Consider the following 24,509-nt stretch of genomic DNA (forward strand, 5'->3'; position numbering starts at 1 on the left):
GGATCGGCCAAGCCATCTGGGGGCACCCATGGACGCCTGCACTCTCGGAGACCTCCTGGACGCCGTCGGCGGCACGTCCGTACGCCTGCACACCGCACCCGCCGGGCTCGCCGTCCCGGTCACGGAGGCGCTCCTGCACGACGCCCACGCCCCGCTTCCCCGGGTGCCGGGCGCGCTGCTGCTGGCGGTCGGAGTGCGGGCGGCGGCGGCCGGACCGCTGGTGAGGGCGGTCGCGGAGGCCGGGATGACCGGCCTGGTGGTGCGCGGTCCGGACGGGCCGGCGGCCGAGGCGGAGACGTACGGCGTGGCGCTGCTGTCCGTCGCCGAGGACACGGCCTGGCACCAGGCGCACCTGCTGCTGGCCTCGGCGATCGGCGCCCGGCCGGTCCCGGCCACGGGCGGCCACGGCGACCTCTTCGCGCTCGCCGACGCCATCGCGGCGGCGACCGGCGGGGCGACGGCCGTGGAGGATCCCCGGCAGCGGATCCTCGCCTACTCCACGGTCCCCGGCCAGCCGGTCGACGAGGACCGCCGCCAGGGCATCCTGGGCCTCCAGGTACCGGCAGATGTGGAGAACACCGAGCAGTACCGGATGCTGTTCGCGGCCGACGGCCCGCTGCGGCTGCCCGCGCTGGGGGACGGCGCCCTGCCCCGCCTCGCGGTCGCCGTCCGGGCCGGCGGGGAGACCCTCGGCTCGGTGTGGGTCGTCGACGACGGCACGCTCGCGGCGGACGCGGAGGAGACGCTCGTCCAGGGGGCGACGACGGCAGCGCTGCTGCTCCTGCGGGCGCGGGCGGCACAGGAGCTGGCCCGGCACCAGAACAGTGATCTGCTGCGGCGGGTGCTGGAGGGGACGGCGGACGCGGCGACGTCCGCCGTGGGGCTGGGAGTCGAGGGCCCGGTACGGGTGGCCGCCTTCGTCCTGGACGCGGCCGGCCTTCCGGACGCCGAGCAGACCGGACTGCGGCTGCTGGACGTCGTACGGCTGCAGTGCGCGGCGCGGTACGGGCGGCATGCGTGTGTGCTGGTCGACGGGGTGGTGTACGCGCTGTTGCCGGCACCCGGGGCTCGCCACCGGCGGCTGGCGGAGGACATCGTCGCGCGGGCGGGGCAGTCGCTGAGGGTGCCGGTGCGGGCGGGGCTGGGTGAGGTGGTGGCGGGGGTCGGGGAGGTGGCCGGGTCGCGGGCGGACGCCGATCTTGTGCTGCGGGTGCTCGGGCCCTCGCTGCCGGTGGCGACGATCGACGAGGTGCGGCCGCGGGTGACTCTGCTGCGGCTTGCCGAAGTACTCGGTGCCAAGCCGGAGTTGACCGCGGGACCCTGGCGTTCGGTGCTGGCGTACGACGCCGAGCACCGGACGGACTACGCCCGCACGCTGGTCTGTTGGTTCGATTCGGGGTGCGACATGGGCGGAGGCGGCGAGGCTGCTGGCCGTGCATCCGAACACGTGCCGCTACCGGCTGAAGCAAGTACGGAAGCAGGTCGGGATCGACCTGGACGACCCCGACGAACGCCTGGTGCTGTGGCTGCAGTTGAGGGTGCTGGCGGGACTCGGGCCTGGGGCGGCTACCGGTTGAGCACGCGGGCGTGCCGACCGGCGGCGGCTGCCGGTTCCGGGCGCGGGCGTGTTGGCCGGCGCGGCTGCCGGTTCAGCACGCGGGCATACGGGCCGGCGCGGCGGCCGGTTCAGCACGTGGGCGTGCCGACCGACGGCAGCTACCGGATCAGCACAGGCATACCGACCGACAGCGACTGCCGGATCAACACACGGGCATACCGACCGACGGCGACTGCCGGATCAGCACGCAGGCATACCGACCAACGGCGGCTGCCGGATCAACACGCAGGCATACCGGCCGGCGCGGCTGCCGGTTCAGGGCGCGGGCCGGTCGGCCGGCGGTGACCGCACCCGCCCAGGGGCGCGGGGCTGTATCGACGATGTGCGGCTACCGCCGCGCGGGCGCGACCAGCCCCCACCGGACCCGCGGTCGAAGATGTTCCCGGGGATACATGAACCGCACCGCTCAGCGCAGCGCCTCCGCGACCTCCCGTGCCGCGTCCACCACCCGCGGCCCCACCCGCTCCGGCACCGCGTCGGCCAGCATCACGACCCCCACGCTGCCCTCGACCCCGGTGACCCCGAGCAAAGGAGCGGCCGCCCCACTGGCCCCGGCCTCCAGCTCGCCGTGCGTCAGCATGTACCCCGGCTCCCCGAACCCCTGCTGCCGAGCCGCGAGAATCGCCCGCCCCGCGGCGCCACGGTCCAGCGGATGCCGGAACCCCGCCCGGTACGCCACGTGATAGTCCGTCCACGTGGGCTCCACGACGGCCACGGCCAGCGCGTCGGCTCCGTCCACCAAGGTGAGGTGCGCCGTCGCCCCGATGTCCTCCGCGAGCGAGCGCAGCGCGGGCAGCGCGGCCTCCCGTACCAGCGGATGCACCTGCCGCCCGAGTCGCAGTACGCCCAGCCCCACCCGGGCACGCCCGCCCAGATCACGCCGGACGAGGGCGTGCTGCTCCAGCGTGGCCAGCAACCGGTACACCACGGTCCGGTTCACACCCAGCTTGTTGGAAAGCTCGGTGACGGTGAGCCCGTGGTCCGTGTCGGCCAGGAGCTTGAGGACACGCAGTCCCCGGTCAAGCGTCTGAGAGGTCTCCGCGGTCACGACGCCCACTCCTCCAAGTGGTGAGGTCGGCGGGCCCCTCACGGCGGTGCGTCACCGAGTCCCGTCGGTGACGCGCTTCAGAGGCCGCCGATCGGACGGCGGCCCGGTCTGTTTCCGGACCGCGTCGCTTCACGGCTGCGCTCCGCGGCGGCGCTGCCACGGGGCGTGTGCGTAGCGGGACAGTAGCGAAGCGGGTTCGCTCAGCGGAAGCCTCCGTCCAGAATCCGGGCAGCAACCGGCACGGACCACTCCGTTTGTCCGGATACGTACGGTCCCGTGCCGCGGGCGACAGGCGCCCCGCGTCACCTCATCCGGGTGGCCCACTCCTGCACCTTGGCGATCCGCTGCCGCAGCTGCCCGGCCGTGGCCTCGGCACTCGGCGGCCCCCCGCACACCCGGCGCAGCTCGGTGTGGATCACCCCGTGCGGCTTGCCGCTCTGGTGGACGTAGGCACTGACCATCGTGTTGAGCTGCTTGCGCAGCTCCATCATCTCCTTGTGCGAGACGACGGGCCGCCGCTCGGCGGGCAGCTCGAGGAGGTCCGCCTCGGCGTCCGGCTTCTTACGGCTGTGCGCGATCTGCCGGGCCTGCCGCTTCTGGAGCAGCAGCTGCACCTGATCCGGCTCCAGGAGCCCGGGAATCCCGAGGTAGTCCTGCTCCTCCTCGCTCCCCGGGTGCGCCTGCATACCGAACTCGGCACCGTCGTAGAGGACGCGGTCGAAGACGGCCTCGGACTCCAGCGCCTCGAAGGCGAACTGCTCCTGCTCGCCGGTGTCCTCGTCCTCCTCCTTGTTCGCCTCCTCCATCTCCTTCTCGGACTCGGCGTAGGGGTCCTCCTCGCCCTCCTTCTTCGGCTTGTCGAGGGCGTGGTCCCGTTCCACCTCCATCTCGTTGGCGAAGGTCAGGAGGTCCGGGACGGTCGGGAGGAAGACGGAGGCGGTCTCACCGCGCCGCCGGGACCGTACGAAACGGCCGACGGCCTGGGCGAAGAAGAGCGGCGTGGAGATGGTGGTGGCGTAGACGCCCACGGCCAGCCGGGGCACGTCGACGCCCTCGGACACCATGCGGACGGCGACCATCCACCGGTCGTTGCTCGCACTGAAGTCGTCGATCCGCTTGGACGCGCCGGCGTCGTCGGACAGCACGAGGGTCGCCTTGTTGCCCGTGATCTCGCGGATCAGCTTGGCGTACGCGCGCGCGGAGTCCTGGTCGGAGGCGATGACGAGGGCACCGGCGTCCGGGATGGCCTTCCTGACCTCGGTCAGCCGCTGGTCGGCGGCGCGCAGGACGCTCGGCATCCACTCACCGCGCGGATCCAGGGCCGTACGCCAGGCCTGGCTGATCGCGTCCTTGGTCATGGGTTCGCCGAGCCGGGCGGCGATCTCGTCGCCCGCCTTGGTCCGCCAGCGCATGTTGCCGCTGTAGGAGAGGAAGATGACGGGCCGCACGACATGGTCGGCCAGCGCGTTCCCGTACCCGTAGGTGTAGTCGGCGGCCGACCGCCGGATGCCGTCGTTGCCCTCCTCGTACGCCACGAAGGGGATGGGGTTGGTGTCGGACCGGAAGGGCGTACCGGTGAGCGCGAGTCGGCGGGTGGCGGGCTCGAAGGCCTCCAGGCACGCCTCGCCCCAGGACTTGGAGTCACCGGCGTGGTGGATCTCGTCGAGGATGACGAGGGTCTTGCGCTGCTCGACCCGGTTGCGATGGAGCATGGGCCGTACGCCCACACCCGCATAGGTGACGGCGACGCCGTGGTAGTCCTTGCCGAGCGGCCCGGCGCTGTACTCGGGATCGAGCTTGATCCCTATCCGCGCCGCCGCCTCGGCCCACTGCTTCTTCAGATGCTCGGTCGGCGCGACGACCGTCACCTGCTGCACGACATGGTGGTGCAGCAGCCAGGAGGCGAGGGTGAGGGCGAAGGTCGTCTTGCCCGCGCCGGGGGTCGCGACGGCCAGGAAGTCACGCGGCTGCTCCTGGACGTACTTGTCCAACGCACCCTGCTGCCAGGCACGCAGCCTGCTGGCGGTACCCCAGGGGGCCCGGCCGGGGAAGGCGGGGGAAAGGTGGTGGGAGGAGGCGGCGGTGGTAGTCACGGTCTCCGTCGGGGTCGAGCGGCTTGGCTGTGTATGACGACCGGGTCACCTTACCGGCGGGCCGACGTCGTCAACGCGGGGACGGGGCCGGGTCACCCTTGGGTGGGACCGAGGTCACAGTCAGCGTGCGAAGCGCGGCACGTGGGCAGCGATCCTGGGTACGTCCAGGCGGCCCTGACAGACGTCCAGGACGAACTGCTCGGCCACGTCGACGTCGAAGTCCGCGTCCAGCGGGTGGCCGCTCACGTGTTCAGTCCAGCTACAACTCGACGGCACTAGGCGGTACCACTCGGTGTCAAGGCGTTGCGGCGTGCAACCGGGTCGTCACCCACGCCCCCACCAACGCCACCCCCGCCATCGGCAGGAACACCACGGCGAACGCTGCCGGATGGGAGGCGGACACCTCCGTCGCCGTATGACTCACCGTTCCCCCGCCCAGCGCCGCGAACGCCGCCCCGCCCGCCGCCAGCAGGACGGCGTTGGAGAGGCCGTCGGAGATCTGGAGGGAGGCGGAGTTGGTGCCGGCCTCCTCGGGGGCGGAGAGCTGCAGCAGAAGCACACTGGTCGAGGAGATCACCAGCCCCATCCCGAAGCAGCCGAAGCCCCAGGCGACGGCGACGGTCCAGACGGGCACGGAGTCGATCAGCACACTCGGCGCGGCGGCGATCGCGGCCGCGACCAGCACCATCCCCCCGGTCATCAGCCGTTCCCGGTAGGGCTCCACCCGCGCCCGCGACTGCACCCACGACCCCAGCGCCCACGTACCGCCGCCCGCCGCGAGCGAGAACCCGGCCAGCGTCGGCGACAGCCCCCGCTGGGTGACCAGCATCAACGGCACGAAGGACTCGGCGGCGACGAAGGACCCCGCGGCGACCCCGCGCAACAGCACGACGGAGGGCAGCCCGCGCGCCGCCCGGTACGTCCCGCGCGGGAGCAGCCCGAGCACGGCCGGCACGAGCAGCGCGACGCCCGCGAGGCCGGGGAGCAGGGAGAGAGGACGCAGATCCTGGGCGGCGTACTGGAGGAGTCCGGCACCGAGGGAGATCCCGAGGGCGAGCCGGATGCGGCGCCGGTCGAAGGCGGCCTGTCCTTTGTCGTCGTCGACCGGCCCGGACGCCCGCCGCCGTATCTGCGGAAGGGCGAGCACCAGCGGAAAGACCACCAGCACCGGAATCCCGACGAACACCCACCGCCACCCGAGGTGCTCGGTCACGGCCCCGGCCGCGAGCGGCCCCACGATCGAGGGCACGACCCAGCCCGCCGCGAACGCCGCCATGATCGCGGGACGCAGCCGCTCCGGGTAGGCCCGCCCGACGACGACATACAGCGCCACGATGACCAGCCCGCCCCCGAACCCCTGCACGGCCCGCCCGAGAATGAACTGCCACATCGCACCGGCCGTCCCGGACAACAGCAGCCCGGCACCGAAGGCGGCGATCCCGGCGGCCAACGCCCCGAGCGGCCCCCGCCGATCCGCCCACTGCCCGGCCAGCACCATCCCGAACAGGCTGGTGGTGAAGTACCCGGAGAACGCGAACGCGTAGAGCGCGACCCCGTCCAACTCCCGCGCGGCAACCGGCATCGCGGTCCCGACAGCGGTGGCCTCGAACGCGATGAGCAGCACGACGGACACGATGCCGATACTCAGCGCCCGGTACGAACGCCCCAGCACCCCCTCCTCCACCTCGTTGACGGACAGGACCTCAGGGTCGTCGGTGACACCGGCGTCACGCGGTTCCAGGACTGCCATGCTCGCCAGAGTAAGGGCCACAGCCCCCGTTGACCCCTGTCAAAAGCCCACCCGGACCTGAGACCTTGGTCGTACGACCACCGCCGGCCGGGTCCGCCCGTTCATGAACGGCGTATGGCAGTCCCGTTGCAGGCCCCACGATCCCCTTGAGCCCTCCCCCACCCCGCCATACGGTCATTCCACGAGCTCGGCAGGAGCACCTCGCTCCACCGACCCGGCCGTGTGCCCGAGTGGTTCAGGGACTCGCCTGCAAAGCGAGTTACGCGGGTTCGATTCCCGCCACGGCCTCTGGTGTGGAGAAGGGGCGGCATCCCGTTGAGGGTGTCGCCCCTTCGGCTGTGCCGCGTTCTAGGCTTGCGGTCAACAGTGGTCGTGAGTGAGGAGTGCGGGCGTGGCCGAGAGTGTGGCGGATCCTCCCTTTCCCGATGCCCTTCGGGCCGATGAGGCGCCTGGTCCGCATGCGCTGCTCGAGCCCGTACTCGGGTTTCTGGGTGTGTGGCGCGGTCGGGGCCGAGGTGGGTATCCGACGCTCGACGGCGATTTCGCGTACGCGCAGGAGGTCAGCCTTCTGCACGACGGGCGTCCCTTCCTCCGGTACGAGGCCCGGGCCTGGCTGCTCGACGGTGACGGGGCGCCGTTGCGGCCCGCGGCCCGGGAGAGCGGGTGGTGGCGGCTTCAGCCGGACGGCCGGGTGGAGGCACTGGTCACCCAGCCCACCGGCATCACCGAGATCCTGGTCGGGCATGCAGGCGAGGGCGCGGTCGATCTCTCCACGCACTCCGTGGCCCTGACCCCCACCGCCAAGGACGTGACCGCCACCCGTCGCCGCTACACCCTGGCCGACAGCGACACCTTCACGTTCGTCCACGACCTCGCGGCTGTCGGGCAGCCCCTGCAGCACCACCTCTCGGCAACCCTGCGCCGCACCACGCCGGCCGGTCAGAGCACCCCGCCCACCTCGTCCTGGAACAACTCCGTCCAGTAGTGCCAGTCGGCGTCCGTCGTCGTGCCCGTCGGGTCGATGGTGGACAGGGCCCGGACCATCGTCTTGGCGACCTGGACGTACAGCGTGTTCGTCAGCTCGTGGGCGAGCGACTCGTCTATCTGGCGCTCCCGGTGCAGGAGCCAGAGGGTGAAGGCGAGGGTGGAGATGTCGCTGTTGAGGGGGTGGAGAGTCCCTTCCCGCTCACTCCAGTTCAGGACCGCGCCCGTCTCGCCGTCGACCACGAGGGTGTTGTCCTCGATCAGGTGACCGAGCACGATCAGGTGTTCGGCGCGGGACGGGAGGGCGACCAGCCGGTCGGCCCGGTGCTCCGCGAGGGTCGGCAGCGGGGCGTCCGGGTCGGTGTGGAAGAGGACACCGTCCTCGGGCAGGCCCGTCTCCGCCAGGAACCGGCGGGTCGGGGCATGCGTGAGCGTGGACGGGAAGTCGATGTCCTCGAAGCGGACGACGTGGCTGCGGCCGAACTCCTGGTCCAAAAGGCGCGGCGGGAGGTCCAGGGCCAGGCCGGACGCCGTGCCCGGGCCCGCCACCAGGGCCAGGGGGCGGATCAGGGCCGCGATCTTCCAGAACGTCGGTACCTCGCCGCCCGTGCCCTCCTCGAACACCGTCAGCAGCTGACGCGTCGCCTCCTCCACGGCCGTGGGACCGAAGCGGCCGGCGTACGCCGCGAACTGGCCGCGCACCTCCGTCAGTTCGTCCGTCGCCGTCGCGAAGCGGACCAGGGTGGGGAGCGAAGGGGCCAGCGGGGTGCGGTCCATCAGGTCCGGGCGGCCGGGGAAGAACGCCGTCGTCGAGACCTCGCCCGTGACGCCGTCGAGCAGGACCGACTCCCGCTCCCTGCCGTGCAGATCCGTCAGCCCGCCTATCACCAGCTGGTCGCACACCTCCTGGCTGAGCTGTCCGCCCGGGCCGGCCGTCGCGTCCGCCACCGTCCGCAGGCCTTCCCGGCGCAGCTCCTCGAAGGTGAACAGGTCGCTGTCGCCTGGCAGTCCGGGGCCGCTGAGCCAGCGGCGGGTCGACACATGCGAGATGTACGGATGCAGTTCGTCCTCGGTCAGTCTGATCGCCGCTACGGCGGCATCGGTCGTGCTCATGGCTCCCCCGTGTGCTTCGTACGCAGTCCCCTGGCCGGGCACGGCACGGCGAACCCGTCGGGCCTGCGCTCGTCCCCCACTGCTCGAAACACTACGCGCCACCACTGACAACGCCCCCGTACCTGGGAGACGTCAGAGCACCCTCGCGCGTTCCCGCCCCGCGAGAATCGCCTCCACCGTCTGGGCCGGGGTCAGTGCGGAGGTGTCCAGCCACAGGCCGATCCGCGGAGTCGACGCCCGCAGCGCCTCGTCCAGCGCGGGGATCGTCCAGACCTCGTCGTCGTAGCCCGTCTTCGCCCGGCCCGCCTCCCGGGCGGCCACCGTCGCGGCGTCCGGGGCCAGGACGACGACGTACAGCGGCCGGGTCCGGACCAGCCCGGCGTACGCCGTCAGGTCCTCGCCCAGCACCACGTCCTGCACGACGGCCGTGAACCCGGCCTCGGCGTACGCGTCCGCCGTCGCGGCCGACAACCGGTAACGCAGACGGAGTTGAGCCGAAGCCTCTCCGGAGGCGCCGGGCACTACTCCGCACGCCCGGACACGATCATCCGCCGGAACACGTCCCCCCGGACATGCGCCGCCCTCGGCAACCGCTCGGCCAGCGCCTGCGCCACCGTGGACTTCCCGGCCGCCATCACGCCGGTGACCAGCACGACCCCGCGCATCACGCGAAGTACACGCCGCCCACCACGACCACGATCGCCGCCACCACGAACAGCAGGATCCACAGCGCCAGCTTGCCCAGTCCGGGCGGCGGTTCGTACTCGCGGGGCTCCTGACCGGGAGCACTCATCGGTCCGTCACCACCGCGGCCTGCGGACGGATCGGGAGCCGGTTCACGGGACGGCCCGTCGCGGCCCGTACGGCCGACGCGACGGCCGCCGGGGACGTGACCACCGGCACCGCGCTGGCCGCCTTGGCACCGAACGGGGCGACCACGTCCCGCTCCTCGACGAGCTTGACGATCCGGATCTCCGGCGCGTCCAGGGCCGTCGGCAGCGCGTACCCCGTGAGGTCCGGGTGGCGGATCAGCCCGCGCGCGCTGCGCAGGTTCTCGGTGAGCGCTATCCCGACGCCCTGGGTGACGCCCGCTTCGATACGGGCCTCCAGCTGGGCGGGGTTGAGGATCCGGCCGACGTCCTGGGCGAGCGCCAGCTCGACCACACGGACCGAGCCGAGCTCGATGTCGACGTCGACCACCGCGCGGATCGCGCAGAACGCCATCCCGACGAAGGCGTCGCCCTGGCCGATCTCGTTGAGGGGTTCCGTCGGGTGCGGACGGCACTGGGCCGTCGCCCACAGTTCCTTGCCGTCCATGGCCTCGGTGACGGTCGTCGACAGGACTCCGTCGTACGAGGTGATCTTGCCGTCGGTGATCTGGAGCAGTTCGGTGGACATGCCGAACTTGTGCGCCAGGGGCTGGAGCAGCTGGGTGCGGACCATCTTGGCCGCGCGCTCCACCGCGCCGCCCGAGACCCAGGTGTGACGACCGCGGCAGCCCGGGCCGGCCGGTGGCTGGTCGGTGTCGACGGGGGCCACATGGACCTCGTCGATGCCGAGGGTCTCCTGGACGATCTGGCGGGCCAGGGTGGTGAAGCCCTGGCCGGTCTCCACGGCCGCGCAGAGCACCGTGGCGACGCCGTCCTGGACCCGTACGGTCGCCGTGGAGACCTCGTCCGCGCCCTCCGCGCCGAGCATGTGCACCATGCCGAGGCCGTAGCCGACGCCCCTGCGGATCGCGCCCGGCTCGCCCGCGCCCTCCGGGCCGCCGGGCAGCAGCCACTCGTTCTCGGGGGTGTCCTTGGGGAGGGCAGGCAGCGGGAAGTCCCGTACGGCCTGGAGCAGTTCGGCGACCGGAGCGGGGCAGGTGACCGTCTGGCCGGTCGGGAGTATGTCGCCGGTGGCGAGGGCATTGCGCAGGCGCAGTTCGGCCGGGTCGACGCCCAGCTTCTTGGCCAGCTTGTCCATCTGTGCCTCGTAGGCGGCGCACACCTGCATCGCGCCCTCACCCCGGACATGGCCGGAGGGCGGGTTGTTGGTGCGGACGGCCCAGCCCTCGATGAAGGCGTTCGGGACGACGTACGGTCCGCAGGCGAATCCCACGGCGGCGGCCAGGGCCTCGGAGGAGGTGTCGGCGTAGGCGCCCGCGTCGAGCAGGATCTGTGCCTCGACCTTGACCAGCTTGCCCTCGGCGTCGGCGTGGTGACGGTATCTCAGCAGGGTGGGATGACGGTGCACGTGGCCGAGGAAGGACTCCTCGCGCGTGGCCGTCAGCTTGACCGGGCAGCCGGTCTTGAGCGCGAGCAGGCCGAGCGGGAGCTGGAAGCCCTGGTCCTCGCGGTCGGCGGTGGCACCGGGGACGCCGGTGACGACGACCTTGACGCGCTCGGGCTCGAGTCCGTAACAGGCGGCGGCCGTGTCGCGGTCGGCGTGCGGGTCGGTGGAGGCCAGGTAGAGCTCGACACCGCCGTCGGGGCGGGGCACGGCGAGACCGGCCTCGGCGCCGATGGGGGCGGGGTCCTGGCGGCCGATGCGGTACTGGCCCTCGACGACGATCTCACCGGTCGCGGAGGGGTCGCCGTGCTGCAGCGGGATGTGCCGGACCAGGTTGCCGTCGGGGTGCAGGGGCTCGGCTTCGAAGGCCTGCTCCGGGTCGGTGACCGGGTCGAGGACCTCGTACTCGACGATGACGGCCGCCGCGGCCATGCGCGCGGTGTCGGGGTGGTCGGCGGCGACGGCCGCGATGGGCTCGCCGTGATGGCGTACGACCTCGGAGGCGAAGACCGGACGATCGGCCTTGCCGCGGCCGTGCACCGGGCTGCCGGGCACGTCCTCGTGGGTGACGACCGCGCGGACTCCGGGCATCTCACGCGCGTGGGAGGTGTCGATGGACACGATGCGCGCGTGCGCGTGCGGGGAGCGCAGGACGGCCGCCCACAGCAGGCCCTCGGCCCACAGGTCGGCCGCGTACGGGAAGGTGCCCTCGGTCTTCGCGCGGGCGTCGGCGGGCGGCAGAGAGACGCCGATGCCGTGCGGAATCGGCTCGGGGGCAGGTGCTGCCTCCGCGGCGGTGGTCGCGGTGGCGGCTTCGTTGCTCACGCCTGGCCTCCGTCCTGTCCCTGTCCGTATGCCTGCTCATGCGGTCCGGCGGTGCCCGGGAACCCCGGAGAGTCGAACGCCGACGGGTGGACGCTTCCGCCCCCGGGGCCCGCCTGATGCGGGATACGTGCCTCGTCGCCGTCCGTCTCACCGTCGCCCGTCGCGTGTGCCTCGCGCTCGGCGACGACCTCCTTGACGGCGTCGACGACGCCCCGGTAGCCGGAGCAGCGGCAGAGGTTGCCGCACAGCGCCTGGCGGGTCTCCAGCTCGGTGGGTGCGGGGTTGCCCTCGAGCAGGTCGTGCACGGTCATCGCCATGCCGGGCACGCAGAACCCGCACTGCACGGCGCCACACCGGGCGAGCGCCCGCTGCACGTCGGAGGGCCGGCCGTCCTCGGCGAGACCCTCGACGGTACGGACCTCACTGCCGGCGGCGGTCACCGCGGGCACCAGGCAGGAGGCGACGAGCCGCCCGTCGACCTGGACGTTGCACGCCCCGCACTCGCCCTGCGAGCAGCCGTCCTTGGCGCCGGCGAGCCCGAGCCGCTCGCGCAGCACGTAGAGCAGCGACTCGCCGATCCAGGCGTCGGTGACGGGGCGGTCGACGCCGTTGACGCGCAGGACGTAGGAGGCGAGGGGGTGTTCCTCGCCGGGGAGCGCGGGGGCCTGGTCGTCGGGGTTCTCGTCGGAGTCGCTCGCGCGCTCCTCCGCGGCCTCCGGCCCCCGTTCGTCGCCGCCGTCGGCCAGGGCGTGCTCCGCACCGGGCTCGGCGGGGCCGTCAGCGGCTCCCACGGCCTCTTCGGGATCCTCGGAGCCCCTTGGGGGCGCCGATGCCTCACCGAGGCCGGGAGAGGGCTGTGAGGCGGTTGCGGAGGGGCTGTTCCCAAGGGACTCGGCGAGACCGATGCCGTGGCCGTTGCTGTCGGCGTGGGGCTGTGCGGAGTCCTGGGCCGGCTCGGGCCGCAGCGGCGCGTCGGCGACGGCGTGACTTCCGGGGTGCGCGGCGGACGGCAGGTGCGTGTCGTCCGCCGTCACGGCGTGCGCGTCACCGGCCGGTCCGTCACCGGCGGGCTCATGCGCGTGGCCGTCGCCCGCCGGCCCGGTGTGGCCGTCGCCCACCGCCCCACCGTGACCGTTGTCGAAGCCGCCACCGTGCGGCACGTGCGTGTGCCGTTCCCCGGCCGGTTCGTCGTGCTCGGGTCCCGCTCCCGGGCCGTCCTGGGGCTGGTCCCCCCACGGCTGTGCCGGCTGCGTCGCCCAGGGTGCGGCCGCGCCGCCCGGCAGGGTCGCCGGAGGGGTGCCGCCCCACTGCTCGACCAGGGACGACGTGGTGAACTCGCCCGATTCGTCCGGGAGGTCGCCGCCGGCGACGGGGATCGACCACTGTCCGGTGACGTCGTGGCCCGGCGCGGGCGCGGCCGCGGTGTCCTCGACGTTCCACTGCTGAGTGGTCGCGGGATTGTACGGGAACTGCCCGGTCTGGCCCTGCGGCAGGTTGCTCGGGTCGGGCCACTGCGCGCCCTCAACCGGCACGGCCCAGCTGCCCGGCGCCGCCGGGTCGGTCCCGTCACCCGGCGCGGCCGTTATCTGCGGCGGCACGTAGCCGTGACCGGGCGCGGCCAGCGGGCTGTCGGCGGAGGCCAGGAGGGCGTCAATGCCCCCTTCGGGGAGCTTCACGAAGGCGGTCGCGCCGTCGTCGTAGTCACCCTGGGGCAGCGGGTCCCAGCGGCCGGCTGCCCGGGGCGTGCCCTCTCCGTGCTGGTCGTCGGTCACGAAAGTGCCCTCCCCAGTGCTCGTCGGGCCAGCGCGGCGACAGTGCGCCGCAGATGCAGTACTGCGGGCGGATGCTGCGGCACGGTGCCGTCCGCGGCCGGTGCCGGGTCGGGGATGCAGGCCGCGGACACGTACTCGCCGAAGGCCTCCAGGGCCTCCGGGACGATCGCGCGGTTGTTGTCCCAGTCGATGAGCCGGGCGACCCACTGCTCGGCGTCCAGGGGGCGCAGCGGCATCGGCGCTATGGCACCGACGGCCAACCTGACCCCGCGCCTGGCCGGGTCGAGGACCAGCGCGACGGAGGCCATCGCGCGGCCCGGGCCGGTACGGCCGGTGACCTTGAGGAAGACCTGCGGGGCGTGCAGCAGCGGCACGCGCACGTAGCCGATGAGTTCGCCCGCGCGCAGCATCTCCATGCCGGCCAGCAGGTGCGAGACCGGCATCTCCCGGCGGGCTCCGTCCGGGCCCGCGATGATCAGCGTGGCTTCGAGGGCGGCGAGGACGGGCAGCGCGTCGCCCGTCGGCGCCGCCGAGGCGATGTTGCCGCCCAGGGTGCCCGCGTTGCGGATCTGCGGCGGACCGGCGGCGCGGGCGGCGGCCGCCAGCGCGGGGATGAGAGCGGCGAAGTCGGGGCGGCCCATGCGCGCGTGCGTGAGTCCGGCGCCGAGGAGCGCGTGGCCGTCCTGGTACTGCCAGCCGCGGATCTCGCTGATGCGGCCGAGGCCGACGAGAGCGGCCGGCCTGAGCTGCCCGGAGTTGACGGCGGCCATCAGGTCGGTGCCGCCGGCGACGGGCACGGCGGCGGGCATGGCGGTGAGGGCCGCCACGGCCTCGTCCAGCGTCGTGGGCAGCGTGACGGCCTGCGCCGCCTGCGGTGTGTGCGTGGTCAAACCGGCTGCCCCTTCCCGCTGCCCCACCTGGTCCTGCTGGTCCTGCCTGTTGCTGCCGTACGGTACGTGCTGACAGGGCGGACGTGGCAACTCTGGCACATCTTCGCAACACTCGAAGACAGGGGTCCGCTAGGAGACGTTCGGTGGCATTCGCCCGCCCCATCAGGGAGAGGTCCGTTTTCACACGGGATCACCTACACATACCGATTGACACTCTTCGGTGACCCTTAGGGTTCTTTTTCCCTTACCTGTTCGGAGGCGCTCCCTCGATGGGCCGGCCGAGCACACCGGGCCGCTTCTGCCACGGCAGCGGCCCCGTGGGCTGCCGGTAGCCGACGCCCAGGGCGTCGAGCAGCTCGTAGTGGGCGGCCATCCGCCGCTCGAAGTCGGCGAAGTCCCGTTCCGCGGGGGCTGGCAGAGCGCTCCAGGCCACCTCGGCGAAGGCCACGAGGCGCGGGAACGCCTGGTAGTCCACGCGCCCGTGATCCTCCATCACCTCCGTCCACAGGTTGGCCTGCGTGCCCAGGACGTGCGCGGCCTCCTCCGAAGTCAGCTGCGGCGGAACGGGTTCGAAGCGATACACGTCCTCCAGGGTGCGGACGTAGCCGATCGGCACCGGCTCGTCCGTTCCGCCGTCCTGGCGGTGGTCCAGGTACACATACTGCTCGGGGCACATCACGACGTCATGGCCGGAGCGTGCGGCGGCGATCCCGCCCTCGTAGCCGCGCCACGAGGAGACGGCGGCCCCTTCGGCGAGTCCGCCCTCCAGGATCTCGTCCCAGCCGATGAGCCTGCGCCCGCGCGCGGTCAGCCACGTGTCGAAGTGACCGATGAACCACGACTGCAGTCCGTCCTCGTCGTCGAGCCCGAGTTCCTCGATACGGGCCTGGACGAGGGGCGACTCCCGCCACTGCTCCTTGGCGCATTCGTCGCCGCCGATGTGAATGAACTCGGAAGGGAACAGCTCCAGCAGTTCCTCGAACACGCCCTCGTAGAAGCGCAGGGTGTTGTCAGTGGGGGCGAGTACGTTCAGAGAGACGCCCCAGCTGTCCCAGACCGTGAGGGAGGTCGTGTCGATGACGTCGGTGTTGCCGAGTTCCGGGTACGCGGTGATGGCGGCCTGCGAGTGTCCGGGTACGTCGATTTCGGGGACGACGGTGATATGCCGCTCGGCGGCGTAGGCGACGATCTCCCGGATGTCGTCCTGGGTGTAGAAGCCACCGTGCGGCTTCTCCTCCCACAGCGGTGAGGCCCCGTGGCCGAATTTGGTACGCGCCCGCCATGAGCCCACCTCGGTGAGCCGGGGGTACCTCTTGATCTCGATCCGCCAGCCCTGGTCGTCCGTCAAGTGGAAGTGGAAGACGTTGAGTTTGTGCGCGGCCATCAGGTCGAGGTAGCGCAGGACTCCGTCCTTGGGCGTGAAGTGCCGTGCCACGTCGAGCATGAGGCCGCGCCAACGGAATCGGGGAGCGTCGCTGATGGTGACCGGGGGCACCTCCCAGGCGCGCTCGGAGGTGACGGGGGCGCGACGGAAGGCGGCGGGGCCGATCAGCTGACGGAAGGTCTGGGCGCCGTAGAACAGGCCCTCGCGGCCGGCCCCGTCGATGACGACGGCGTGTTCGTCCACGGTGAGGCGGTACGCCTCGGGGCTGCCGAGTTCGTCCGCGAGGGACGGCGCGATCCGCAGCTGGATGCGGCTCCCGCCGGAGGCGTACGGCTCCAGCGGCAGGCCCGTCGCCGCGCCGACCGTGGTGCGCAGCCAGCGGGCCACCCCTCCGGCGCCCCGGCCGGCTTCGATCTCGGTGTCCTCGTCGAGGACGAACGGCCGCCCGCCGGGGGCGCCGACGCTCGACGGCGCGGGAATCAGTGAAGTCACGTCAGTCCTTAACCGCTCCGCCCAGCCCCGAGACCAGACGTCGCTGTACGAGTACGAAGAACACCAGCACCGGAATCGTCATCACCGTCGACGCGGCCATGACCCCGCCCCAGTCCGGCTCGTCCGGCTTGTAGAAGACCAGCAGGGCCATCGGCAGGGTCGACTGCGAAGTGTCGCTGATGATGAACGACTTGGCGAAGAGGAAATCGTTCCAGGCCGAGATGAAGGAGAACACGCTCGTGGCCACCAGGCCGGGGAGGACGAGGGGGAACAGAATCTGCCACAGGAATCGCGCGCGGCTCGCCCCGTCGATGTACGCGGCCTCCTCCAAAGCCTCCGGTACGGCCTTCACGAACCCCCTCAGCATCCAGATCGCGAAGGGCAGCGAGAAGGCGATGTGGGGCAGGATCAGCGAGCCCAGCGTGTTCAGCAGACCGAAGTTCCGCATCTGGAAGAACAAGGGGATGGTGAGGGCCTCCACGGGCACCATCTGGGCCACCAGAAACATGATCAGCAAGGTGGTCCGGAAGCGGAAGCGGAATCGTGTCACGGCGGTCGCCGCGAGAAACGCGATCAACGCCGAGACGATCACGACACTGCACGCGACAACAAGGCTGTTGACGAAATACCGACCGAAATCCTGCTGCCCGAACACGCGCCGGAAGGAATCCAGCGAGGGCGCGAGCGTCCAGGGCCGGGGCTCGGTCGACTCGATCTCTCCGGCCGGTTTGAAGGCGCTGAGCACCATCCAGTAGAGGGGAAAGGCGACCACGAGGGCAATGAGCAACGCCGAGGCCTCCGCGGCCAGCCGCCAAGGACGTCGTAGAAGGTTCACAGTTCCTCCCCCTGGCGGTGGAGCAGCCGCAGGTACCCGAGCGTCACGGCGAGCAGGATCAGCAGCATCACGACTCCGATCGCCGAGCCGAGGCTGTACTGCGAGGAGGCGAACGCCTGCTGGTAGGCGTAGACGTTCAGGACCAGGTTCTGGCCCGCGATGCCGCCGCCGTTCGTCATGACGTAGATCTGGGTGAAGACCTTGAAGTCCCAGATGACCGACTGGATGGTGACGACGGTCAGGATCGGCCGCAGCATCGGCGCGAGCACCGACCGCCAGATCCGCCACTGCGAGGCACCGTCCAGCGCGGCGGCCTCCAGCACCTCGGCCGGTACGGCGCGGATCCCGGCGTAGACCGTGACCATCACGAACGGGAAGGAGCACCAGACGACTTCGAGCAGGACGAGGAAGAAGGCGCTGAGCCGCCCGTACGTCCAGGAGTGGTCACCGAGCCCCAGGATCCGGTTCACCGGGCCGAAGTCGGGGTCGAAGAGGAACAGCCAGACCGTCGACCCGGTCACGGCCGGTGTCGCCCACGCCCCGAGCGCGGCCAGCATCAAGGCCAGCCGCGGCACGGCACGCACGCGCGTGAGCAGCACCGCCAGCGCACACCCGACGGCGAGCGTCGACAGGACACAGCCCGCCGCGAACAGCACGGTGGCCAGCAGCACCCGCCAGAACTCCGGGTCGGAGAACAGCGCCGAGTAGTTCCCGAACCCTTCGAAGGTGGTCGGCTCACCGCCGCTGACCTGGGCCTGGGTGTACTGGAAGAGGGAGATCAGGCCGAGCTGGTAGATGGGGTAGACGAGCAGTCCGCCGAGGACGACCAGGGCGGGGGCGAGATAGAGCCAGGGCGCCCGAGTGGCGCGGTGGGGCGCCGAGGTCACCCGACGGTTCCGAACGCGTCGTTCATCTTCTTCGCCGCTTCCCCGGAGGCCGCCGCCACACTCTTCTTGCCGCTGATGACCTCCTGGAACATCGTCGGCAGCACCAGCGAGGAGTCGATCTGCGACCACGCGGGGGACGCGGGCACGAACTTCGTCCCGGCCGCGAGGGTCTGCGCGAACGGCTTCACATACGGCTGCTCGGCCGCGACCCGCGTCCGGACGTCCGCGAACGTCGGCAGGAACCCCATCGCGTCGAACATCGACGCCTGCGTCTTCTTCGACGTGAGCTGTTCCATCAGCTCGACCGCCAGTGTCCGGTGGGACGTGCTCTTCAGCACCCCGATGTTGTTGCCACCGGCGAACGCGGGAGCGATCGACCCCGCGGAGACCCCCGGCAGCGGCACCACCGCGTACTTGCCCTTGACCTTCCCGGCCTCCACCGCCGTATGACTGAAGTCACCCCCGATCGCCATTCCGGCCTTGCCCGCCGCGAACGCGGTGATCGTGTCGTTGCCGCCCATGCCGGCACACTTCGCGGCGGGGCAGTTGTCGTCGGTGAAGAGCGAGGTGTACTCCTTGATGCCCTTCTGGGCGGCCGCGCCGGAGATCGCGGAGGCGTACGAGCCGCCCTTGCCGGTGGCGAGTTCACCGCCGTTGGCCCAGATGAAGGGCATCGCGCCGTACGTGTAGGCGCCGCCGACGACCAGGCCGTACAACTCGGGCTCGGCGGCGCGGATCCTGCGGGCGGTCTCGGCCAACTCGGCCATGGTCCTGGGCGCTTGCAGACCGAGTTCCTTGAAGACGTCGGTCCGGTAGTACAGCGCGCGGACGCCGACGTAGAAGGGCGAGCCGTACACCTTCCCGTCCACGGTGACCGATGTCTTCGCGGTGGGGTCGGTGTCCTTGGCCTCGTTCCAGGCGCCGAACTCCTTGGTGACGTCGAGGAGTCCGCCGTCCTTCACATAGCCGGCGGTGTCGGTGTTGCCGTACTCCATCACGTCGGGCGCGGAGGACGGGTCGTTGAAGGCGGCCTTGACGCGCTGGGCGCGGGTCTCGATCGGGATGTACTCGACGTCGACCTTGGTGCCCTCGTGAGCCTTCTCGAAGGCGGCGACGGCGGCGTCGACGACCTTCTCCTTGGGCTGGTTGCCGACTTCCTGGAAGAGCCAGACGCGCAGGGTGCCGGTCTTCTCGTCCTTGTCGGAGGAGGAGTTGGAGGAGGTCTGGGGGGCACAGGCCGTGACGACCAGGGCCGTCAGAAGCAGGGCGGGCAGGCGGGGGGAGAGCTTCATGGAGTGATCCTCCGGACGTGCGTTGCAACATATGCAATGACGGTTTCGCTCAACGCAACGGAGGCTATGGCTTGCATGAACACGCCCACAAGAGGTCTCAACCAATTCGTGACACGCAAAAGGCCCCTGCGGCGCGCGGAACGCGCCTCAGGGGCCTTGTGAAGCTCAGCCGGGCAGCGGGACTACTTGTCGCCGCCCTTGTCGTCGTCCCCGGAGCCCATGGACTCGTAGATCTCCTTGCACATGGGGCACACGGGGTACTTCTTGGGATCGCGGCCGGGCACCCACACCTTGCCGCACAGCGCCACGACGGGGGTCCCGTCGAGGGCGCTCGCCATGATCTTGTCCTTCTGGACGTAGTGGGCGAAGCGCTCGTGGTCGCCGTCGCCGTGGGACACCTGCGGCGTCGGCTCTACGAGGGTCCCCGTACCAGTCCCGCGCTCGGGCTCGAGAGTGCTCATACGGCCAAGAGTAATCAACCGCCGGGCACTATGGATCCCTGGCTCGTACAACCAGCGCCACGGGCGGTGATGCCGCGTTTGCGCCCGGCCCCAGCCCGCCCGCGCGGCGATGAGGCAGCGGCCGCTGGTGGCGCCCCGCTCGCCGCAACTCCCCCGCATGGGCGCGAATGTTGCGAGCAGCCGGAGCGGGTGGCCCGTCGGGGCGTTGAGGCCGCACCCGCTCGCGGACGCCCGTCAGACCCTCCAGGGCAGTCCCGCGACTGCGGCGTCGCCACAGCTTCCGCTCCCGGACGGAAGACGACCGATCTCCCCGTCCGGCCACGAGCTCCGTTCGAGCCCCGTTCCCGGCACTCGAACGCGCGATCAGTTGAGCGAAGGGTCGTCCGCGTACGTGGCCACCATCGCCAGCTCGCTGCGCTGGCGGCGCAGGACCTCGCGCCAGAGTCTCTCGGGAAACGGGGAGGAGACGTCGCCCGGTTCCGACTCGACGACGTACCAGGCGCCCTCCACCAGCTCGTCCTCCAGCTGGCCCGGGCCCCAGCCGGCGTAACCGGCGAAGATGCGCAGGCTGCCGAGGGCCGAGGCGAGCAGTTCCGGCGGGGCCTCCAGATCGACCAGTCCGATCGCACCGTGCACTCTGCGCCAGCCCAGCGGGGCCCCGTCGACGGCCCCGCCGCCGGGGATGACGGCGACCCCCAGAGCCGAGTCCAGGGAGACCGGGCCGCCCTGGAAGACGACACCGGGTTCGCCGGCGAGGTCGGCCCAGCCCTCCAGGATGTCGCCGACGTCCACCGGGGTGGGCCGGTTGAGGACGACACCGAGGGAGCCCTCCTCGTCGTGGTCGAGAAGGAGCACCACCGCACGGTCGAAGTTCGGGTCCGCCAGGGCGGGCGTTGCCACGAGCAACCGCCCTGTGAGCGAGGACACCTCGGTCATGCCAGACATGATCCCGCATCTTCCCTCCGCGTGGGGAGGCAATGCCTCTACGGCAGTGGATGCAGCTCAGAGCGCAACGATGCGCCCCACGCGCACAACGTGAACCCGTGACCGCATGTGCCCGGCAGGGAACCCTTCGTGTTGTGACACAGCTATGACGTGTCCGGGCGGCACTTGGGCTTACGGGAGGGGGGTGGGCGGCGATTACCCTTTCCCTTCTGCCCCCTGCCCGACTCATCGGAACGCGAGATACATGACCGTCAACGGCTCTGACGACGTACTGATTGTCCACGGCGGAACCCCGCTGGAGGGCGAGATCCGGGTCCGCGGTGCGAAGAACCTCGTACCGAAGGCCATGGTCGCCGCCCTGCTGGGCAGCGGGCCGAGTCGACTGCGCAACGTTCCGGACATCCGTGACGTGCGGGTCGTACGCGGACTGCTGCAACTGCACGGGGTGACGGTCCGTCCGGGTGAGGAACCGGGCGAGCTGGTGATGGACCCCACGCACGTCGAGAGCGCGAACGTCGCTGACATCGATGCCCACGCGGGTTCCAGCCGCATCCCGATCCTGCTGTGCGGTCCGCTGCTGCACCGCCTCGGTCACGCCTTCATCCCGGGCCTCGGCGGCTGCGACATCGGCGGCCGGCCCATCGACTTCCACTTCGAGGTGCTGCGGCAGTTCGGCGCGACGATCGAGAAGCGCGCGGACGGGCAGTTCCTGGAGGCGCCGCGGCGGCTTCGGGGTACGAAGATCACGCTGCCGTACCCGTCCGTCGGCGCGACCGAGCAGGTCCTGCTGACGGCCGTCCTCGCCGAAGGTGTCACCGAGCTCTCGAACGCCGCGGTGGAACCGGAGATCGAGGACCTGATCTGCGTCCTGCAGAAGATGGGCGCCATCATCGCGATGGACACCGACCGGACCATCCGCGTCACGGGTGTGGACCGGCTCGGCGGCTACAACCACCGCGCCCTGCCGGACCGCCTGGAGGCCGCCTCCTGGGCGTCCGCCGCGCTGGCGACCGAGGGCAACATCTACGTCCGCGGCGCCCAGCAGCGCTCGATGATGACGTTCCTGAACACCTACCGGAAGGTGGGCGGTGCGTTCGAGATCGACGACGAGGGCATCCGCTTCTGGCACCCCGGCGGCCAGTTGAAGTCCATCGCGCTCGAGACCGACGTGCACCCGGGCTTCCAGACGGACTGGCAGCAGCCTCTGGTGGTCGCGCTCACGCAGGCCACCGGCCTGTCGATCATTCACGAGACGGTCTACGAGTCCCGCCTGGGCTTCACCTCCGCGCTGAACCAGATGGGTGCTCACATCCAGCTGTACCGCGAGTGCCTGGGCGGCTCGAACTGCCGCTTCGGCCAGCGCAACTTCCTGCACTCGGCGGTCGTCTCCGGCCCCACCAGGCTCCAGGGCGCCGATCTGGTCATCCCCGACCTCCGCGGCGGCTTCTCGTACCTGATCGCGGCGCTGGCGGCCCAGGGCACATCCCGGGTCCACGGCATCGACCTCATCAACCGCGGCTACGAGAACTTCATGGAGAAGCTCGTGGAACTGGGCGCGAAGGTGGAGCTGCCGGGCAAGGCGCTCGGCTGACGCCCTCTTCCGGTACGACGATGGGGCGGCCGCCCGGTTCCGGGTGGCCGCCCCATTGGCGTTACTGAGACGTGTACGTCGTCCCGAGACGCACCGTCGGACCTACTTGCCCTTGGCGGCTTCCTTGAGCTTGGAGCCCGCCGAAACCTTGACGCTGTAGCCGGCCGGGATCTGGATCGGGTCACCGGTCTGCGGGTTGCGCGCGGTACGAGCGGCACGGTGGGTGCGCTCGAAGGTCAGGAAGCCGGGGATGGTGACCTTCTCGTCACCCTTGGCGACGATCTCGCCGACGGTCTCGGCGAACGCGGCCAGAACGGCGTCGGCGTCCTTGCGGGTCACCTCGGCGCGGTCGGCCAGCGCGGCCACCAGCTCACTGCGGTTCATGTTGTTACTCCCGTGTTCTTCTTGCCGTTGGGGTGTGCCACGCGGCGGGGCCGCACACGAGGCACAGCGAAGCCGATGCGCTCGCGCCCAGGGACGCATCCTGCCCCTACCTGCTGCGGGAAAGCCAATCCGGCACCCGTAGGACTCGTATGAACACCCTAGGGGGTCACACGAACAGAGGCCTGGGCGTGGCGCCACCCTAGAGGGTGCCCTGAAACGCCCGGTTCCGCGACGCGCCGGGCCGGAGGACCGCCGTGGCAATCCTCACAGCCGACGCTCACTGTAGACGCGGGCCCTACGCCGTCGCCCCGGCGGCCTTCGCCGCGTCCCGCACCGCACCCGCGACCGCACCCGCGACCTTGTCGTTGAAGACGCTCGGGATGATGTAGTTCGGGTTCAGCTCGTCCTCGGTCACGACGTCCGCGAGGGCCTTCGCGGCCGCGAGCATCATCTCCGTGTTGACCGTGCGGGACTGGGCGTCCAGCAGACCGCGGAAGACACCCGGGAAGACCAGCACGTTGTTGATCTGGTTCGGGAAGTCGGAGCGTCCGGTGGCCACGACGGCCGCCGTCTGACGGGCGACCGCCGGGTCGACCTCGGGGTCGGGGTTCGCGAGCGCGAACACAATCGCACCCTCGGCCATGGCGGCGACGTCGGCGCCGTCCAGGACGTTCGGGGCGGAGACGCCGATGAAGACGTCAGCGCCGCGCACGGCCTCCTTCAACGTCCCGGTCAGGGCCTCGGGGTTGGTGTTGTCGGCGATCCAGCGCAGCGCCGAGCCCGGAGCGGCGTCGACGAGGTCCTCACGGCCGGCGTGCACCACGCCGTGGATGTCGGCGACGACGGCGTTCTTCACGCCCGCCGCGATCAGCAGCTTGAGGATGGCGGTACCGGCCGCGCCGGCACCGGACATGACCACCCGGATGTTCTCAATTGCCTTGCCGGTGACGCGAAGTGCGTTCGTCAGGGCGGCGAGGACCACGATCGCGGTGCCGTGCTGGTCGTCGTGGAAGACGGGGATGTCGAGGGCCTCACGCAGCCGGGCCTCGATCTCGAAGCAGCGCGGCGCGGAGATGTCCTCGAGGTTGATGCCGGCGAACCCGGGGGCGATCGCCTTGACGATCTCGACGATCGCGTCGGTGTCCTGGGTGTCCAGGCACAGCGGCCAGGCGTCGATGCCGGCGAACCGCTTGAAGAGGGCCGCCTTGCCCTCCATGACCGGGAGGGCGGCCTTGGGACCGATGTTGCCCAGACCCAGCACGGCCGAGCCGTCCGTCACGACCGCAACGGAGTTGCGCTTGATGGTGAGCCGGCGGGCGTCCTCGGGGTTCTCGGCGATCGCCATGCAGACGCGCGCCACACCCGGCGTGTAGATCATCGAGAGGTCGTCACGGTTGCGGATGGGGTGCTTGGACTGCATCTCGATCTTGCCGCCGAGGTGCATGAGGAACGTACGGTCGGAGACCTTGCCGAGGGTGACGCCCTCGATGCCGCGCAGCTGCTGGACGATCTCGTCGGCGTGCGCCGTGGAGCTCGCGGCGATGGTGACGTCCATCCGGAGCTTCTCGTGGCCTGAGGCGGTCACGTCGAGGCCGGTCACCGAGCCTCCGTGGGACTCTACGGCCGTGGTGATCTGGGAGACCGCGGTGCCGCCCGCCGGCACCTCCAGCCGGACCGTAATCGAGTAGGAGACGCTGGGCGCCGTTGCCATGGCCGACTTCCTCTGCTTTCACCTGTGACGCTGATGCCGTCCGATGGTCGCACCTACTGATGAGTAGGCGTTAGCCACACCGGATTGCGGACTTTTTGTTCATGACGAGAGAGGCCCACGTCACATGGACGTGGGCCTCTCTCAGGTCAATGACACCGAC

The 24,509-nt window shown here is 71.1% G+C and carries 19 protein-coding genes, 1 tRNA gene and 2 pseudogenes; 4 read left to right on the forward strand and 18 right to left on the reverse strand.

Features of this window, described 5'->3' with window-relative positions; all coding sequences use genetic code 11:
• Positions 1 to 28 precede the first annotated feature (28 nt).
• The gene (locus QF027_RS50030) at positions 29 to 1,903 is read left to right on the forward strand and encodes a PucR family transcriptional regulator (RefSeq protein WP_444876090.1); all 1,875 of its coding nucleotides are present in this window, start codon (positions 29 to 31) and stop codon (positions 1,901 to 1,903) included.
• 121 nt (positions 1,904 to 2,024) lie between these two features.
• Here the strand turns inward: QF027_RS50030 and QF027_RS19110 are convergent, their stop codons facing one another.
• The 4 genes and pseudogenes from QF027_RS19110 to QF027_RS19125 form a co-directional block, all read right to left on the reverse strand.
• Complete coding sequence (locus QF027_RS19110) at positions 2,025 to 2,666, reverse strand: IclR family transcriptional regulator (protein WP_057610834.1); 642 nt, start codon at positions 2,664 to 2,666, stop codon at positions 2,025 to 2,027.
• A 302-nt stretch (positions 2,667 to 2,968) separates the two neighbouring features.
• Positions 2,969 to 4,759, reverse strand: coding sequence for a DEAD/DEAH box helicase (locus QF027_RS19115; RefSeq protein ID WP_307075850.1), 1,791 nt, complete (start codon positions 4,757 to 4,759; stop codon positions 2,969 to 2,971).
• Positions 4,760 to 4,879: 120 nt separating this feature from the next.
• Positions 4,880 to 5,008, reverse strand: a pseudogene (locus tag QF027_RS19120) (death-on-curing protein); the annotation flags it as partial.
• 46 nt (positions 5,009 to 5,054) lie between these two features.
• The gene (locus QF027_RS19125) at positions 5,055 to 6,509 is read right to left on the reverse strand and encodes an MFS transporter (RefSeq protein ID WP_307075852.1); all 1,455 of its coding nucleotides are present in this window, start codon (positions 6,507 to 6,509) and stop codon (positions 5,055 to 5,057) included.
• Positions 6,510 to 6,725: 216 nt separating this feature from the next.
• On the opposite strand from QF027_RS19125, the gene QF027_RS19130 reads away from it, so the two are divergent.
• Both QF027_RS19130 and QF027_RS19135 read left to right on the forward strand, forming a co-directional pair.
• Positions 6,726 to 6,797 (forward strand) — tRNA-Cys (locus tag QF027_RS19130).
• 103 nt (positions 6,798 to 6,900) lie between these two features.
• Positions 6,901 to 7,494: an FABP family protein gene (locus QF027_RS19135; RefSeq protein ID WP_307075854.1), complete on the forward strand. Its 594-nt coding sequence runs from the start codon at positions 6,901 to 6,903 to the stop codon at positions 7,492 to 7,494.
• Here the strand turns inward: QF027_RS19135 and QF027_RS19140 are convergent.
• The 12 genes and pseudogenes from QF027_RS19140 to QF027_RS19195 all read right to left on the reverse strand — a co-directional run bounded on the left by QF027_RS19140 (position 7,449) and on the right by QF027_RS19195 (position 20,654).
• The gene (locus QF027_RS19140) at positions 7,449 to 8,606 is read right to left on the reverse strand and encodes an SUKH-4 family immunity protein (protein WP_307075856.1); all 1,158 of its coding nucleotides are present in this window, start codon (positions 8,604 to 8,606) and stop codon (positions 7,449 to 7,451) included. The two genes, QF027_RS19135 and QF027_RS19140, sit on opposite strands and share 46 nt — an antisense overlap.
• Positions 8,607 to 8,738: 132 nt before the next feature.
• A pseudogene (locus QF027_RS19145) lies at positions 8,739 to 9,271 on the reverse strand (AAA family ATPase).
• Positions 9,271 to 9,399: a hypothetical protein gene (locus QF027_RS19150; RefSeq protein WP_306980595.1), complete on the reverse strand. Its 129-nt coding sequence runs from the start codon at positions 9,397 to 9,399 to the stop codon at positions 9,271 to 9,273. The pseudogene QF027_RS19145 and the gene QF027_RS19150 overlap by 1 nt, the downstream one beginning before the upstream one ends.
• Positions 9,396 to 11,705, reverse strand: coding sequence for a xanthine dehydrogenase family protein molybdopterin-binding subunit (locus QF027_RS19155; protein ID WP_307075858.1), 2,310 nt, complete (start codon positions 11,703 to 11,705; stop codon positions 9,396 to 9,398). The genes QF027_RS19150 and QF027_RS19155 overlap by 4 nt, the downstream gene beginning before the upstream one ends.
• Positions 11,702 to 13,477 (reverse strand): 2Fe-2S iron-sulfur cluster-binding protein, encoded by a 1,776-nt coding sequence (locus tag QF027_RS19160; protein WP_307075860.1) that lies wholly within the window; start codon positions 13,475 to 13,477, stop codon positions 11,702 to 11,704. Before QF027_RS19160 ends, QF027_RS19155 begins: the two co-directional genes overlap by 4 nt.
• Positions 13,474 to 14,367, reverse strand: coding sequence for an FAD binding domain-containing protein (locus tag QF027_RS19165; protein ID WP_306980588.1), 894 nt, complete (start codon positions 14,365 to 14,367; stop codon positions 13,474 to 13,476). The genes QF027_RS19160 and QF027_RS19165 overlap by 4 nt, the downstream gene beginning before the upstream one ends.
• Positions 14,368 to 14,611: 244 nt before the next feature.
• Positions 14,612 to 16,243 carry a beta-N-acetylhexosaminidase gene (locus QF027_RS19170; RefSeq protein ID WP_307075862.1) on the reverse strand — a complete coding sequence of 544 codons (1,632 nt, stop codon included), beginning with the start codon at positions 16,241 to 16,243 and terminating at the stop codon, positions 14,612 to 14,614.
• A 1-nt stretch (position 16,244) separates the two neighbouring features.
• Entirely contained in the window at positions 16,245 to 17,078 is an 834-nt protein-coding gene (locus QF027_RS19175) for a carbohydrate ABC transporter permease (protein WP_306980583.1), read from the reverse strand.
• Entirely contained in the window at positions 17,075 to 17,965 is an 891-nt protein-coding gene (locus QF027_RS19180) for a carbohydrate ABC transporter permease (protein ID WP_307075864.1), read from the reverse strand. The genes QF027_RS19175 and QF027_RS19180 overlap by 4 nt, the downstream gene beginning before the upstream one ends.
• Positions 17,962 to 19,257, reverse strand: a complete 1,296-nt coding sequence (locus QF027_RS19185; protein ID WP_306980578.1) for an extracellular solute-binding protein — start codon at positions 19,255 to 19,257, stop codon at positions 17,962 to 17,964. The genes QF027_RS19180 and QF027_RS19185 overlap by 4 nt, the downstream gene beginning before the upstream one ends.
• A gap of 182 nt (positions 19,258 to 19,439) precedes the next feature.
• Complete coding sequence (locus QF027_RS19190; RefSeq protein ID WP_057610823.1) at positions 19,440 to 19,718, reverse strand: DUF3039 domain-containing protein; 279 nt, start codon at positions 19,716 to 19,718, stop codon at positions 19,440 to 19,442.
• Positions 19,719 to 20,081: 363 nt separating this feature from the next.
• Positions 20,082 to 20,654 carry a YqgE/AlgH family protein gene (locus QF027_RS19195; protein ID WP_306980575.1) on the reverse strand — a complete coding sequence of 191 codons (573 nt, stop codon included), beginning with the start codon at positions 20,652 to 20,654 and terminating at the stop codon, positions 20,082 to 20,084.
• A gap of 253 nt (positions 20,655 to 20,907) precedes the next feature.
• Here QF027_RS19195 and murA point away from each other — a divergent pair, with 253 nt between their 5' ends.
• The gene (gene murA, locus QF027_RS19200) at positions 20,908 to 22,254 is read left to right on the forward strand and encodes a UDP-N-acetylglucosamine 1-carboxyvinyltransferase (RefSeq protein ID WP_306980573.1); all 1,347 of its coding nucleotides are present in this window, start codon (positions 20,908 to 20,910) and stop codon (positions 22,252 to 22,254) included.
• A 102-nt stretch (positions 22,255 to 22,356) separates the two neighbouring features.
• Here the strand turns inward: murA and QF027_RS19205 are convergent, their stop codons facing one another.
• On the reverse strand, positions 22,357 to 22,638 hold the full coding sequence (locus tag QF027_RS19205) for an HU family DNA-binding protein (RefSeq protein ID WP_007382399.1): 282 nt from the start codon (positions 22,636 to 22,638) through the stop codon (positions 22,357 to 22,359).
• Positions 22,639 to 22,933: 295 nt separating this feature from the next.
• Complete coding sequence (locus tag QF027_RS19210) at positions 22,934 to 24,349, reverse strand: NAD-dependent malic enzyme (RefSeq protein ID WP_306980571.1); 1,416 nt, start codon at positions 24,347 to 24,349, stop codon at positions 22,934 to 22,936.
• Positions 24,350 to 24,509: the final 160 nt, after the last annotated feature.

Source organism: Streptomyces canus (assembly GCF_030816965.1).
Classification (GTDB): Bacteria; Actinomycetota; Actinomycetes; order Streptomycetales; family Streptomycetaceae; genus Streptomyces; species Streptomyces canus_E.

What these genes read in the sequence shown, in the direction of transcription:
- QF027_RS50030 (WP_444876090.1), top strand. Translation starts at nt 29, where the DNA reads ATGGACGCCTGCACTCTCGGAGACCTCCTGGACGCCGTCGGCGGCACG.
- QF027_RS19125 (WP_307075852.1), bottom strand. Translation starts at nt 6,509, where the DNA reads ATGGCAGTCCTGGAACCGCGTGACGCCGGTGTCACCGACGACCCTGAG.
- QF027_RS19140 (WP_307075856.1), bottom strand. Translation starts at nt 8,606, where the DNA reads ATGAGCACGACCGATGCCGCCGTAGCGGCGATCAGACTGACCGAGGAC.
- QF027_RS19150 (WP_306980595.1), bottom strand. Translation starts at nt 9,399, where the DNA reads ATGAGTGCTCCCGGTCAGGAGCCCCGCGAGTACGAACCGCCGCCCGGA.
- QF027_RS19185 (WP_306980578.1), bottom strand. Translation starts at nt 19,257, where the DNA reads ATGAAGCTCTCCCCCCGCCTGCCCGCCCTGCTTCTGACGGCCCTGGTC.
- QF027_RS19190 (WP_057610823.1), bottom strand. Translation starts at nt 19,718, where the DNA reads ATGAGCACTCTCGAGCCCGAGCGCGGGACTGGTACGGGGACCCTCGTA.
- QF027_RS19195 (WP_306980575.1), bottom strand. Translation starts at nt 20,654, where the DNA reads ATGACCGAGGTGTCCTCGCTCACAGGGCGGTTGCTCGTGGCAACGCCC.
- murA (WP_306980573.1), top strand. Translation starts at nt 20,908, where the DNA reads ATGACCGTCAACGGCTCTGACGACGTACTGATTGTCCACGGCGGAACC.
- QF027_RS19205 (WP_007382399.1), bottom strand. Translation starts at nt 22,638, where the DNA reads ATGAACCGCAGTGAGCTGGTGGCCGCGCTGGCCGACCGCGCCGAGGTG.
- QF027_RS19210 (WP_306980571.1), bottom strand. Translation starts at nt 24,349, where the DNA reads ATGGCAACGGCGCCCAGCGTCTCCTACTCGATTACGGTCCGGCTGGAG.